General features: G+C 54.2%; 14 protein-coding genes, 1 tRNA gene and 1 pseudogene. 8 read left to right on the forward strand and 8 right to left on the reverse strand.

Features of this window, described 5'->3' with window-relative positions; translation table 11 throughout:
- Positions 1-5 precede the first annotated feature (5 nt).
- The gene (locus GQS_RS07685) at positions 6-1,328 is read left to right on the forward strand and encodes a tripartite tricarboxylate transporter permease (protein ID WP_014013120.1); all 1,323 of its coding nucleotides are present in this window, start codon (positions 6-8) and stop codon (positions 1,326-1,328) included.
- A 6-nt stretch (positions 1,329-1,334) separates the two neighbouring features.
- Positions 1,335-2,735 carry a metal-dependent hydrolase gene (locus GQS_RS07690; RefSeq protein ID WP_014013121.1) on the forward strand — a complete coding sequence of 467 codons (1,401 nt, stop codon included), beginning with the start codon at positions 1,335-1,337 and terminating at the stop codon, positions 2,733-2,735.
- On the opposite strand, the gene GQS_RS07695 is transcribed toward GQS_RS07690, so the two are convergent.
- The 5 genes from GQS_RS07695 to GQS_RS07715 are packed head-to-tail and all read right to left on the reverse strand — an operon-like array spanning position 2,732 to position 6,330.
- Positions 2,732-3,592, reverse strand: a complete 861-nt coding sequence (locus GQS_RS07695) for a methyltransferase domain-containing protein (RefSeq protein ID WP_014013122.1) — start codon at positions 3,590-3,592, stop codon at positions 2,732-2,734. The genes GQS_RS07690 and GQS_RS07695 overlap by 4 nt on opposite strands.
- 4 nt (positions 3,593-3,596) lie before the next feature.
- On the reverse strand, positions 3,597-4,073 hold the full coding sequence (locus GQS_RS07700) for a type II toxin-antitoxin system VapC family toxin (protein WP_014013123.1): 477 nt from the start codon (positions 4,071-4,073) through the stop codon (positions 3,597-3,599).
- On the reverse strand, positions 4,064-4,264 hold the full coding sequence (locus GQS_RS07705; protein WP_014013124.1) for an antitoxin family protein: 201 nt from the start codon (positions 4,262-4,264) through the stop codon (positions 4,064-4,066). The genes GQS_RS07700 and GQS_RS07705 overlap by 10 nt, the downstream gene beginning before the upstream one ends.
- 41 nt (positions 4,265-4,305) lie before the next feature.
- Positions 4,306-5,241, reverse strand: coding sequence for a dipeptidase (locus GQS_RS07710; RefSeq protein WP_014013125.1), 936 nt, complete (start codon positions 5,239-5,241; stop codon positions 4,306-4,308).
- A 9-nt stretch (positions 5,242-5,250) separates the two neighbouring features.
- The gene (locus tag GQS_RS07715; RefSeq protein WP_238515736.1) at positions 5,251-6,330 is read right to left on the reverse strand and encodes a hypothetical protein; all 1,080 of its coding nucleotides are present in this window, start codon (positions 6,328-6,330) and stop codon (positions 5,251-5,253) included.
- A 61-nt stretch (positions 6,331-6,391) separates the two neighbouring features.
- On the opposite strand from GQS_RS07715, the gene GQS_RS07720 reads away from it, so the two are divergent.
- The 3 genes from GQS_RS07720 (at position 6,392) to GQS_RS07730 (ending at position 9,262) form a co-directional block, all read left to right on the forward strand.
- Positions 6,392-6,943 (forward strand): DUF531 domain-containing protein, encoded by a 552-nt coding sequence (locus GQS_RS07720; RefSeq protein ID WP_048056657.1) that lies wholly within the window; start codon positions 6,392-6,394, stop codon positions 6,941-6,943.
- The gene (locus GQS_RS07725; RefSeq protein WP_014013128.1) at positions 6,916-7,392 is read left to right on the forward strand and encodes a signal peptidase I; all 477 of its coding nucleotides are present in this window, start codon (positions 6,916-6,918) and stop codon (positions 7,390-7,392) included. The genes GQS_RS07720 and GQS_RS07725 overlap by 28 nt, the downstream gene beginning before the upstream one ends.
- Positions 7,393-8,512: 1,120 nt before the next feature.
- Positions 8,513-9,262 carry a biotin/lipoate A/B protein ligase family protein gene (locus GQS_RS07730; protein ID WP_014013129.1) on the forward strand — a complete coding sequence of 250 codons (750 nt, stop codon included), beginning with the start codon at positions 8,513-8,515 and terminating at the stop codon, positions 9,260-9,262.
- A gap of 10 nt (positions 9,263-9,272) precedes the next feature.
- On the opposite strand, the gene GQS_RS07735 is transcribed toward GQS_RS07730, so the two are convergent.
- Positions 9,273-10,355 carry an ATP-binding protein gene (locus GQS_RS07735; RefSeq protein WP_014013130.1) on the reverse strand — a complete coding sequence of 361 codons (1,083 nt, stop codon included), beginning with the start codon at positions 10,353-10,355 and terminating at the stop codon, positions 9,273-9,275.
- 36 nt (positions 10,356-10,391) lie between these two features.
- Positions 10,392-11,018 (reverse strand): hypothetical protein, encoded by a 627-nt coding sequence (locus GQS_RS07740; protein WP_014013131.1) that lies wholly within the window; start codon positions 11,016-11,018, stop codon positions 10,392-10,394.
- A 142-nt stretch (positions 11,019-11,160) separates the two neighbouring features.
- On the opposite strand from GQS_RS07740, the gene GQS_RS07745 reads away from it, so the two are divergent.
- Positions 11,161-11,237, forward strand: a tRNA-His gene (locus tag GQS_RS07745).
- Positions 11,238-11,828: 591 nt separating this feature from the next.
- Complete coding sequence (locus tag GQS_RS07750) at positions 11,829-12,197, forward strand: DUF302 domain-containing protein (protein ID WP_014013132.1); 369 nt, start codon at positions 11,829-11,831, stop codon at positions 12,195-12,197.
- Positions 12,198-12,288: 91 nt separating this feature from the next.
- Here GQS_RS07750 and GQS_RS07755 read toward each other — a convergent pair.
- Positions 12,289-12,719, reverse strand: a pseudogene (locus GQS_RS07755) (EVE domain-containing protein).
- A gap of 98 nt (positions 12,720-12,817) precedes the next feature.
- Between GQS_RS07755 and GQS_RS07760 the strand changes: the two are divergent.
- Positions 12,818-13,357 carry a hypothetical protein gene (locus tag GQS_RS07760; RefSeq protein WP_014013133.1) on the forward strand — a complete coding sequence of 180 codons (540 nt, stop codon included), beginning with the start codon at positions 12,818-12,820 and terminating at the stop codon, positions 13,355-13,357.
- Positions 13,358-13,463 lie beyond the last annotated feature (106 nt).

Here is a 13,463-nt window from a genome sequence, read left to right on the forward strand (position 1 = left end):
TGGCCATGGTTCCCCTTTCAGACCTTTTAATCTGGTCCCTCGCGGGGGTGCTCTTTGGCTCCTTCATCTCCTGGATTCCGGGCTTCCACATATTCAACATAATGGCCCTACTGGTGGCAGTCTTCGGTGTCGGCGAGCTGATGCCCGTCCAGGCCTTCCCCTTCTTCGCCATCGGGGCAATAGTGGCGTACGCCTACGTGAGCGCGATTTCCAGCGTCTACTTCAGCGTCGCCGACGAGAGCGCGGTGTTCCTCCTCTTTCCAACCCAGCGCTACCTCCTCCTCGGCAGGGGACATGAGGCAGTCCTGTTATACCTCATCGGCGCGGTTGCAGGAACACTCGTCCTCGTGCTTGGGGCGCTCTTCATATTCCCGAAGGTGCTGCCGCCGATTTACCAGGCGACCAGCCCCTACATAACCTACTTCCTGGTGGCCATAGTGGTCTTCATGTTCATGAGCGAGTGGCCCAAGGAAGGAGACCGCGGAAAAACGCCTGCCGAAAGGCTCTGGTTGGCCTGGAGGCAGATACTCGGCGGAATCCTGGTGTTCTTCCTCTCGGGAATACTGGGCTTCATCGTTATGAACACCAATCTCCTGCCGACGACGAGCGCCTACACGAGGCTCACGCCGATGTTCATCGGCTTCTTCGGAATGTCGTGGGTGATACTCAACATACTCTCCAACCCGCCGATGCTCGAGCAGGTTCCCGACGACAGGGTTGAGAGTAGCCTCTACAACACCCTCAAGGCCAGCTTCGGCGGAGCGCTGGGAGGAACGATAGCGGCAGTTTACCCCATAATCACCGGCGGAATGGGTGCTCTCGTTGCGGGTCACATGACCAGTCAGCGCGGTGACGATGCCTTCATCATAAGCCAGGGTGTGAACAGGGTCATCTACTACGTCGGGGCCTTCACGCTCCTATTCCTGCCCCAGCTGAGGCTCACGAGGGGAGCGGCGGCGTGGCTCGTCAGCTCAATCTACACCCCCAAGAGCTACGCGGAGTATCTGGCCGCGATAGGTGTCATCCTGCTCAGCGCGGGGATAAGCTTCATCTTCACCTACTACCTCTCCAGGTTCCTAGCCAACAGCTTCAACGTCGTCCACATCAAGAAGCTCTCCTACGTGGTTGCAGTGACGCTGGTGGCCATAAGCTACCTCCTCACCGGCCCGATGGGGCTGGCGGTGCTCTTCGTCTCGACGGCGATAGGAATGATGGCAGCAGCGTTCAACACCAGGAGGAGCTACTGTCTCGGCGGACTTATACTGCCCGTGCTCATCAGCATGACGGGCCACACGGGCTACTTCATGCACCTGCTCGGACTGGGGTGATGGAAGATGAGAGGGTTCACCCACTACATCTCGGGCCTCGCGGCGGCGACCTTCTTCGCCGCCCTCGTCGGTGATCTAAGGCTCGGCATACTCATTCCGGTCATAGCGGCTGCCGCCGCCTACTTCCCCGACTTCGTGGACTTCAAGTTCGGGAAGTTCCTGGCGAGAAGGGACTACGAGATAGACCCCGCCCCCTGGGACGAGAAGAAGCACTACGCGCCCAAGCTCGTTAAAATCAGCGAGCTGAGCGGGGAGAACCGCTACCAGTTCTTTGCCATCGAGGGGAAGGTCGAGGAGATACTGGCGAGGGGTTCAGGGAAGGTCTCCTACAGGGTTCTCCGCGAGGACGGAAGCGAGGAGACCGTCACGGAGAGCTACAACAGCATAGTCTTCACGCTCAACGACGGAACCGGGAAGATAACCGTCGAGGCCTTTGGAGATGACTACGAGTTCTTCGAGGAGGAGTTCGGGAAGATCGAGGAAGGCAGGGAGATGCTCGTCTTTGGCTACGTTGATGTGGAGGAGGACGGTTCGCTCAAGCTCGTCGTCAGCGACGCCCCGCACCCGCAGGGCATAGCTGACACCATAGCGAAGGCGATAGAGGAGGCCTACCGCGAGGGCGAGAGGATAGTCAAGATACACAACATTCGCCTCCCTGGAGACGTTTACAGGCGCTTCTGGGTTCACCTCGACCCGCCCAGGAGGGAGGTCAGGGTCGAGATGGGGCCGATAGTGACGCCAGGTGGCGTTGCAATAGGCGGCGACGTTCCCGAGTACAGGAAGTACGGGATAGCGAAGGTTAGCGTTCCCTTCATCAAGACCTATCCAAAGCCGACGAGGATTGATTCATTCTCCGGCCCGGAGATAGCCTTCAGAAGGGCTGAGTTCAAGGGCAAGACCGTCGTCAAGGACAGGTTCCTGCCCTGGCACCACGGCTTCAGCCACTCGCTCACGATGGGCATTATAATAGGCCTCGTCGTCTTCGCTTTCTTCAAGCTGATTGGCTACGAGCACGCGACAGAGTTGGCACTCGCTTCGATGATAGGTCAGTGGCTCCACGTCTTCGAGGACCAGCTCGGCTTCATGGGAAGCAACCTGCTCCCGCCGATAACCAAGGACGTCGTTCCGGGCTTCAAGCTCGGCGAGAGCGGCAGCGGGCTTACCAATTTCTCAACGGCATGGCTGATGATAGCCTTCATGATATGGAACTTCAACCGCTTCACCGACCCGAGGCCGATACCGATCAGCGACGCAAAGCTACTGCTCCTCCTGGCCTGGCCGTCGATAATAGGCTTTGGAATAGCGATAGTCAGGAGCTTCAGGCTCAGAAAGGAAATCTCGGAGCTCATGGACTACTACACCAATCTGGAAGCCTTCGAGGAGATGGAGGAGGTCGGGGGGATTTAATCCTTCTCTCTTCCCTTTTCGGGTTTTCTCCCCACAACTCCCAGCGCTTCCTCGACGCGCTTAACTCCAACGAAGCCTGCCCTCCTCAGGCGCTCCATGACCCCCTTCTGGAGGTCCTTTCTGCGGTATTTCTTCCCGGGGTTGCCGACGTAGTGGAAGAGTCTTCCGCCGGGTTTGAGAACCCTGAACAGCTCGCGGTAGAACTCCTCGGAGTATAGCTGGCCCGCCAAAGAGAAGCGCGGCGGGTCGTGGATTACGACGTCGAAGCTCTCCGGCTTGAACCTCTTCACGACCTCGAAGGCATCGCCCTGAATCACCTGCACCTTTCCGCCGGTGAACAGCTCCCTGCTCCAGGGGTTTATCCTGGCGAGCTCGAGCACGTTGGGGTCCTTCTCGATGGTTATGACGTAAGCCCCGCGCTTCGAGGCTTCTATCGCCGTGTAGCCGAGCCCCATGCAGGTGTCAAGAACCGTTTCCCCCTCCTTTGGCTTCACCGCGTTCACCTTGTTCCTCGTGTCCTGGAGGGGGTTTACCTCCTTCGTGCGGTGCATTCTAATGCCGTTTATCTCAATCGTCGGCGGAATCGTCGGGACGAGCTTGTAGTAGCCCTCACCGGCTATTGCCGCCTTGTAGACGCCGCCGCTTTTGACGAAGTAAACGCTGCCCTCGTCCCTCGCGATCCTCTCGATCACTCCCTTCTTGACCCTCGTCCTGTCGGGGAAGACGAACTCATCGCCCTCTCGCCTTATCCCCCATGTCCTGTTGGTTTTCCTCAGGTCAAGGTTGAGCTTAACGGTTCCCCCTGAAAGGAGCAGTCTCCTGGCTTCCCTCACGGTTAGAAAATACAGGGTCTCCATGGTATCACCCGAGGGTGCGTTCTATTTCTTTGATGGATTTCTCCCGCACCAGGATGGAGTCTATGCCCAATTCTCTGGCTCTGAGATGCATTCCTTTGTCATCAGTTATCAGCGGAAGGCTCAGAAGACGTGCGGTGGCTATAAAATACGCATCAAATCCAGAAGCCCCGGTAAGAGTGGCGACCTCTCTGGCTTTTTCTAGGATCTCTGCATCATAGTGAAGTATGAAGTTGTTCTCGATGGTGTCACTGGCAATCGATGCCCTGTATTCGTCTCCGGTGATCCTTCTGATGACCCCGGCTACTTCAACAACGATTACGGCTGGTGAGTGAGTTTCAATCCTTTCCTCCTCTATCCTCTCCAGTACGAACCGGCACTTCTCGTGGGTTTCAAGCTCCCTTTTGAGTATCTCCCCCTTGAGATTTCTGGGAGGAGGTAGGAGCGCCTTGAGGACAACCGATGAATCTAGAACTACTCCCATAATTTCCTCTCCCTGGCCTCTTTGAGGGCGCTCTCCACGTCTCCCCTAACGTCCACTCCTTCGAAGAGCTTCATGAGTCCTTTTAAGGATGGCAGGATTACCAGCTCAACCTCCGTACCGGCTGGAAGATCAAGCCTGTTCTTGGGCCTCAAAACGCCGTTCTCATAAACAGCGATTATCTTTGTTCCCATTCTCGCTCCCCATAGGAGAGTTTGAAGAAATCGTTAAAAACCTAACCCACGACCCGCTCAAAAACGCGCTCGAAGTTTTCGAAGGTCACCGCCTCGACTTCTTTCTCGCTGAGGGTCTCCGAGAGCCTCTCTATCAGGTTTGGTATCCTCGATTCGTCCTCGAAGCCTTCAACGCTCCTCCCGCTCCAGCCGCGGAGGTAGTAAACGAAATCGAAGCCGAGCCCAACGTGGCGGTAGCCTGCCAGATCGACCATGTACGTTATGTGCTCCACGTACCTCTCCAGCGTCGGCTGCTCTCTGTGGATAAAGCTCGGGATGGCGACTGCACCTATAATGCCGTCCCTCTCCGCTATCGCCTTTATCTGCTCGTCCGTTAGGTTTCTTGGATGGTCGCACAGCCTCCTCGCGTTGGAGTGCGACGCTATGACCGGAAACGCCGTCACGTCGAGGGTGTCCCAGAAGCCGGCCTCGTTTATGTGACTCAGATCGATGACTATCCCCAGCTCCTCGGCCTTTCCGACGACTTCAACGCCGAAATTCGTCAGTCCGCCGCCGGTTCTCTCAAAGACCCCGTCAGCTATGGCGTTCCTCAGACTCCAGGTGAGCGTCAGAACCCTCAGGCCGAGGCGGTGGAAGAGCTCCAGCAGATCAAGGCTCTCTCCTATCGGCTCCCCGCCCTCAAGGCCGAGCCACAGGGCGACCTTTCCGTCCCCGATCGCCTTTTTCATTCCATCGACGGTTGTGACCAGCTCAAAGCGCTCGCTCTCCCCGATGTCCTTCAGCAGGGAGTTCAGAACCTCAAAACCGTAGGCCGTTGCGTCTCCCCTTCTCTCCGGCCGCGTCCAGATGGCCATAACCCTGGCCCTAACCCGGGGACCGAAGAACCTCTCGAAGTTCCTCTCCAGCACGAGGCTCCTTCCGTTCAGCCTCTCGTCGTGGATGAGCGTCGGAAGGTCCGAGTGAGCGTCGAATATCATGGCGACACCTCAGGTGCTCTCTTCCATCGTCACTATCTCGGTGAGCGCCTCCGCCTTCACCCCGGGATCGGGGATGCTCTCGACCAGCCTCCTCGCATCTTCAAACTCATGCCTCTTGGCCAGTTCCACGGCGATGGCCTTAAGCGCCTCGCTCCTCTTGTGGATATCCTTTATCTCCCTCGCGAACTCCAGGGCCCTCTTCAGGCTTCCGAGTTCGGTCAGGAGCCTCGCTATCCTCTGAACGTTAGCTTCGGTTAATATGGGGTTTTCACACCTCTTGAAGGCGCCGTCCACGACGTCCATGTACTCAAGGTTGTTCATGCGCTTCATCCAGAGCGCGACCTCGAGTTCACCGATGAGCCTTGCAACCCCGCTGTACTTCTTCTCTATGAGTGCGAGTGCGTAGTGGTACCTTCCTTCCAGCAGGGACTCCCTGACCTCCGGAAGCCCCACCTCGTGGACCGTGTTCACCAGCTCTATCTTCTTCTCAACGACCGCCGCCCTCTGGTTGACGTGGAGTTTGTCGAATATGTCGAACGCCATCCTGTAGAACTCCAGGGCCTTGCCGGATGGGAGCGCGTCTCCCGCCTTCTCCATTAGCTCTCCTATCCTTATTATCCCGTCCACCTTGTGGGGGTAGCTCATCTCAGCTCCAATTATTGTATCAAAGGCGACGTTGAAAACGTCGAGGGCGCTCTCGGGATAGCCGCCGATGGCCAGATGATACGCGAGGGTTGAGAGGACGGTGCCCTTCTCTATTGGATTCTTTATGCTGTCGGTCGCATCCAGCGCCCTGCCGAAGAAATCCGCCGCGTCCTCCTCGTAGCCGATTATCCCGAGGGCGGAAGCGATGATGGAGTACGCCACGGCCTTCTGGGCCGGATCCTTCAGTTTCTTGGCTATGTACATGGCGTCCTCTATGGTTCCTGGTATCCATTCCTCCGGCCCACCGCGGCGGTGGATGGCTATGGCCAGGTCCGTGAGAAGTTCCACCTTGTCTATGGGGTCGCTTAACTCCCCGATCTTCGAGAGGGCCTCATCGTAGTACCCCCTCTGAATGAGCATTTCTATTTCTTCTCGCGTCGCCATACTAACTTTTTAATTCGTTCTAAATCCTTATAAAGGTTTGTTGGTTACATCGCCCATGGCAATGCTGACGATAGCCCTGTACAACACCTACGACCCCAAGAGGCTCCACGAGGCCCACCTGCGCGCCATAGCTCGAGCGGGGCCTATAGCTTATGCCTACGGCTTTCATCTGGCCCTGGTGGGCTTTCCCTTCGAGGGCAGGCCTATCGATGTGGCGGAGGAGATAAGCGGCCACACTACGATAGGCGAGGGCGGCAGGTACCTCATGGAACTGGCGGAGGGGAACCGCTTCCACCTTCTGGACTTTCCCAGGCGGGGTTTTCCGCCGCAGTTCGGAACACCCGTTGCCACCACCAGGAAGCCAAGTGATGGGAAAGAACTAACGCCCATTGAGCTCGCCGAACGTGCTCTCCGCGGTGAGAGCTTTCTTCTCCTGGTGGGCCTCGGGCGGCACGGCCTCCCCAAGGAAATCTTTAAGACCGCCCGCTACCACATGGACATAACTGGAAAAAGGGTGAGCCTCGAAACGTGCACCGCCATCGGTGCCATTCCCGCGAGGATAAGCACCCTCATGGAGGCTCTGAGATGGAGGACGGGTGGAAAAAGGATCTAGCATGGGTGCTGATAGCTGTCATAGTTGTCTTCATCTTTCAGTTCGGCCTTAAGGTTGCGCTCCACACCGACTCCCCCCTCGTTATAGTCGTCAGCGGCTCGATGGAGCCCGTCTTCTACCGCGGGGACGTCGTCCTGCTGGAGGGCATAAGCGAGGAGAACATCGACGATGTCCACATCAACGACGTCATCGTCTACAAGCGTCCCGGCTATGAGTATCCCATCATCCACCGCGTCAGGGGGATAAGCGAGGTGAACCTCGGCGGTAAGACCGAGAAGTGCTTCCTCACCTGGGGCGACAACAACTGGGCCCCCGACCCCGAATACCCGACCCCCTACGGTATGGTGCCGTGCGTCCCGGCCTACGCCGTCGAGGACAAGGCCCTGCTGGTGCTCCCGAAGATAGGCCTCATTCCCCTTGAAATCAGGGAGAACCTGGGCCTGGGATGATGTGAGGGTAGGTGGCCGAGCGGTGCGATGAGGAACTAATCGGCCCCTGACCAACAGCCCTTGCTTGCGCAAGCGCTGGCGGAAAGATGGCGTGCAACTAGACTCTCCTTCTCTTTTCTTGGGATTACTTTTAACTGGCACTCTTGCAGTGTTTCACTCTTCTCAAGGCGTCCGAAGGACGCCAGAATACATGTGAAACTGTTCAAGAGCTGGTTTTGTTGTTAAATCCCCTCTTCAATGGGGAGTTTTAGAGTGCACGCTTTAGCCTTCCTCTTCAATTTAATAGAAAGGGACTCTTTTGGTGAAGCTTTTTCCAAAAGCTTCCTGTACTCTCAAACCCCCGGAGTGGGGCTTCGCCCCACAACCCCGTTTTTCTCTAAAAATCTGGGAAACTACGTTCCCCACCTTCCTTACTCCTTAATCCTCCGGGGGGCTACGCCCCCACACCCCCAGAACTTTGCTGGCGCAAAGTTTGATCAAAGTTCGTAGCTCCTTTTTACCTTCTTCTTTGGGGTGTTGATTTCCAATATCTGGCTGTTTTTCTCCTGAGCCTTCTGAAAAATGGCCTCTTTGATTGGGGTTGCCTAAATAGACGCACGAAGGGCGTCCGAAAGAAAACCCCTTGGTGGTATTGAAAGTTTGTAATGGGCTCCCATTTTAGCTTCTGTGACTAGCGAAATCCACTGCATACGGAGCCTTGAAAGGATCTACGAACTTTTGGTGAAGCTTATCTGCTTCTCTTGTGGGGGTCGTGATTCGTATTGAGTTTGTCTGGTTAATTTTGGGGTTTACTTGACTTGGGGGCTTTTTTGGGAACTGCTTCATAATTGGCCTGTTGAGGGGGTTTTCTATTCCCAGCGCCCGAAGGGTGCTTGTCCAAAAAGCAAACCCCTATCAAAAACGAGCGTTGGTAGAGGTTCCACAAATTAAACAAACAGAAAAAAGAAACCCTTCTCAAGAGATCTTCATGAAGGAATCACGAACTTTGATGAAACTTTGCGAAGGCAAAGTTTCTATCCGCTCAGTGGTGACCGCTCTCCTCATCGTCCCCTCGGAAGGGCTTGGGCGTCATCATCGCTGGGCTTAAAAACACTCCGAACTTTTTAACTCTGGTGGTGCCATGAGGTTCATCCCGCTCATCGTCGCAAGACCCGAGGTTCAGATGGCCATAGATGAGGCTATAATGAGGGCCAGGATCGAGGGGAAGGTTCCCGACACGGTCAGGCTGTACGCCTTCTCGCCGAGCTCGGTAACCATAGGCCGCTTCCAGAGCGTTGTCCACGACGTCAACCTCGACGAGGCACGGAAGCTCGGAATCCCCGTCGTCCGCAGGATTACCGGCGGCGGCTCGGTGTTCCACGACGAATACGGTGAGGTAACCTACTCCGTTGTTGTCGGCGAGGACTACCACCCAATGCTCAGGAACGTTGAGAGCAGCTACCGCTATTTAGCCGGCCCGCTGGTTGATGCGCTGAAAGAGCTCGGCCTTGAGGCTGGCTTTTCGGGCCTGAACGACATCGTTGCCAACGGGAAAAAAATCAGTGGCTCCGCACAGACGAGGCGGAAGGGGGTCATCCTGCAGCACGGCACGTTCATGTATTCCACGCGCGTTGAGGTGCTCGGAAGGGTTCTCAGGGTCTCCAAGGCCAAGCTCGCCGACAAGGGCGTTTCGAGCATCTGGGAGAGGGTAACCACCCTGGAGCGCGAGGGCATAAATCTGAGCCGCTGGGAGGCCTACGAGCTGCTCAAGGAGAGCTTCTTCAGTGCCTTTGAGCCTGAGGAGGGTGGGCTCACCGACTATGAGCTCGAGCTCGCCGAGAGGCTGGTGGAGGAGAAATATGGAAACCCGGAGTGGAACGAGATGAGGTAAGACAAAGTTATTAAACGGGGCTCCCAATTTCTTCCACTCTTGTTTCGAGAATCGCTTGCCGTAAGGGGCGCTCTGGAATCTGGTAAACGCCTCGCTTTGGTTTTATCAAAAATCCGCCATCAACGAGGTTCTTGAGAACTTCCTTTGCCCTTCTCTCAGAGATTCCCACGACGGATGTTATCTCAGTAACGATTTCCTCGGTCGTCACACCATACGAGGGCCCCTTGGCAACCCTTTTCAGAGCAATTATATACGCGGGAGACCGGTATATCCTGATGAAGTCTCTTAAATCCTTCTTCCAAAGCTTGACCGCGTGATGAAGGGCAGTTGTTAGCGCTGCCCCGTGAGAATTTCCCTTGATTCTCAGCTTGCCGTAATACGCCAAGAAGCCCGGAACGTTTGAAAGCTCCCTGGCGGCTTCGTAAAGCTCCTCCTCTGGGGCATCTGAAAGGCCCTTTCTCAGGTATTCAACGCTTTCCTCAACCGTCCACCGGGAGATGTGAATCTTCTCAACGTATCTCGCGAAGAAGGGCTTTTCTCCGGAGGGGTTTATTATCCTCTCCAGCAGGCCTGGCATCGAGCCAGAAAGAATCACTGTCACGTTCTCGAAGCCGTCCGAAATCGTTTGGAGCATGCCGAGCATGTTCAGCGGTGCAAACCTTGGGAGAACTTGGGCCTCGTCAAACACAATCACAGTTTTCTTTCCCGACCTGTTCAGGTGCCTGAGGAGGTTCAGAAACGCATTCTGAAACTCGGCAATTCCCTTCGGTTTAACGTCCATTTTCACAATCCCGAGATTTAGCGTGGCGGAGTATTCAAGCTCTTCTGGTATGTTTGTCGAAACGGGGACGAGTTCTGTGTAACTTATTGCCTCACGCCCCATCCCAAAGGCCAGGTCATAATAAAGGTAGTTATATTTCGAGCGGTGCTTGTTGAGGAAGACGTTGATGACGCTGGTTTTTCCAACTCTCCTTGAACCCAGAATTGCCACAAAGTCGCCTTCATCAACGACTTTTTCGAGTTCCATAACTGCTTTCCTGTGAGCTCTCCCATGAAGGTTTCTTTCATCCCTTATCGGGCGCGTGCTGAACAAAGTGAACACCCCATCACTAGTGACGGGCCATCACTTTTAAAGGTTTCCAACACCAAACTCCCTCGCCAGCTCGTAGAACAGTTCGTCCTCGCCGAGCTCCTCCCGCAGTGCCCTGAATTTCTCCTCGAGCCGGGGAAGCCGCCCTTTGCTCCGTCTCAGCATGTTGTTGCCGAGGTCGACTGCGAAACGGAGGTACTCATCGTCCACGAGTATCCTTCCATCCCTGCCGAGCGGTGCCGTCAGGTACTCCGTGGCGTTTATCTCCACTAGATAGCGCTTCGAGACGACCTTGAAGGTGGTGTACTTGAAGCCCGAGGCCAAACCGAGCTCGTGGAGCTTCTTTGCCCTCTCCACGTCCTCGGCGACGACGTGGAATATGGGCGGCTGGCTCTTGAGGAATATGATACCCTTTTCTGCGTTTCTCAGGGCCTCCCTTGCCTCCTCGAACTCCATCGGCCTGTGGACCTTTATCAACCACCTCGCGAGGGGTTTGGCCCCGAGGTCGGGTTCCTCCATTATGCCAATTCTGCCGGAGCAGGAGGAGGTCGTGTAGATTCCCTTTATCGAGTTGATGAGCAGGAGCAGCTCTATTATATCCTCGTCCACCTTTCCTTCCCTCATAGCCGTGAAGAGGCTCACAAGGGCTTCGCGTTTGGCTTTCATGTCGAAACCTCCGGACGATTCTTAATTCCCGCGAAAGCGTCGTTAAGCGGGGGTTGGGGTAAGTAAAAGGTCTCAGCTTCCTCTTTCAGCCCCTTCTGTCGAAAACTTTATAAAGCTAACCCAAAAGGTTTAGCTGGAAATGGCCAGGGTGGTGTAGCCTGGTTAGCACAGGGGACTGTGGATCCCCTAGCCCGGGTTCAAATCCCGGCCCTGGCCCCATAAGAAACTTTGCCTGCGCAAAGTTTGATCCGATTTCGTGATTCTTATCCAGGGGGTTCTTTTGTAGTAACAATCTCTGAATTCAATGGTCGTTTTTTGGTTGGATGCACTCTTAATGGCAACTTTAAGGGGGGACTTTCTCGGGGTTCAACTTTGAGGGAAAGATGGCGTGTAATTCTGACGTGCTTGATTCTTAGGTGGGTTTACTTCCCAATTGGTCACTCTATAGCGTTTCGCTCTCTCAAGGCGCCCTCCAAACGCCAGAATAAGTGTGAAACAGTTCAAAAGACTGATTGTACTCGCGCATGTTCAAATTTAAAGAGAGCTACGAACTTTTGGTGAATCTTTCTTAGATGTGGATGTCGAACTTAATCATGTGCTATTTGTTTCGATATTAAACCATATTGCCCGGCTAGTGGAGGAGGATCATGTTAATTTGTGTTATGGTAATAAATTTTTATTCTGCTAAGACAATAAACTTACACGAAAAATTTATAAATTTAGAAATCTCCACTCTCTTCTGCCCGTCAGCTTAATACCCTGGATAAAATGTAGTACCTGGATTTAACGGGGCAGATGGGGGTGTATTAAATGATTGAGGCCAGGTTAGTGTTTAATGGGTCTTTCGATGAGGCCGAGGCCAAGGTGAAGGAGGCCCTCCCGCAGGCCGGTTTCGCCGTTGTTTGGGAGCAGGACTTCACTGCTGTCGTGAAGAACAAGCTCGGCATTGACATGCCGAAGTACAAGACACTCGGCCTCTGCAACGCTAAAATCTTCTATGAGCTCTGGAAGAGGAACGAGGAGATCGGCATGGTCGCCCCATGCCACCTGCTCCTGTACGAGGATAGGGGCAAGGTTCACGCCAAGATGGCCGTTCCCGACGAGTTCTGGGACGAGGAGGTTCTCGCCGAGCCCTTCAACAGGGTCGTGGAGCTCCTCAAGCAGATTGGGTTCAATTGAGTTCTTTCTTTAACTTTTAAGCGGGGCTCGGTTAATTCTCTAAAAAAGAACAAGGATAATCAAAATTTGGGCTGTTTGCTGGATGATGGGATCAAAGCAGGCCTTCGATGAGCCTGTAGTCCTCCTCGGGAATTTCTCTCATCGCCTTGCCCATCAAGTGGCCGCTCCACTTTTTCTTATTCGTAATGAAGTTGAGTTTTGGAATGAGAGGCTTGAACTCAACCTCACCGAACTTTACGGGCTTAATCTTGATTCTCAGGGGGTATGTCTCATTGAGGTGTGGCGGGCTCTTGAATATCTTGCTTGAGTCGGTGTATGGCTTGCTCACAACTTCAAAGATACCGACGATTTTCGGCTCAAGAACTTCCTTGTCCTTCCGCTCCTGTTTTACGTAAAAGACGAGCTTATCTCCGAGCTCAACTTGGCGATGGTGTTTTTGTGCCTCCTCGCCACACCCCAGACGTTCCTCTTTTTGACAACCTCCCAGTTGTCGCGGTTGGTGATGCAGAGCCAGTGAGTCATCTTCATCACCATTGTAAATTTGTTTCTGAGGATATTAGCCTTTTGTTGTGTGGTTCATGTTTATAATCTCCAAAACTCAAAGATTGGTTGGTGATGTTATGGAAGAGTTTGGGGAATGGTTCGGAGGCTCTTCCAGATCCCCTGAGGTCGTTCTCCTCTTTAAAGATGGTGGGGAGATGAAATTTCAGCCTGCTGAAGTCTCCGTATACGAATACGTCACTTTCATGACGTATAAAGATACGACGCTAGAGCTTCATCACTCCGAGAACATCAACCCACAAGAGATTATTGATGCAACGGACCCTTCGCGGGTGGAACGGATTATAATGAGGGTTGAAGGCAGGGGTAAACGGCTCGTTCTCCTTTCACTGCTCATTGAACCTAGAGAAGTACGCCCTGTGAATTCTCCTTTGGTGGAGGGCCCCGGGGCAACCCTTGTCCTGCCGACACCGCTGGGGCTTCTTGAGGTCTATAGTGACTCCTGCGATGAACTTGAGATATACATTGATGGCAGGTTTCTAAAAGCTGAGGAGGTGAGGAGGGTACTAAATACATTACGGGATGAGTACGACATTGATGTCTGTCGAATTTTGGAGGAAATATCAAGGGCAGGTTTGTCTTTTCTCTTTGGTGGCTAATGGAGAGTGACTATCACAACCCTTGAATGAAGGGGTAATCTTAAAGGAAAATGTGTATATCAGAGAGTGGAGAAGGTATTGAAAGAAAGATTAAAGTGGGCCCTGA

Source organism: Thermococcus sp. 4557 (genome assembly GCF_000221185.1).
Lineage (GTDB): Archaea > Methanobacteriota_B > Thermococci > Thermococcales > Thermococcaceae > Thermococcus.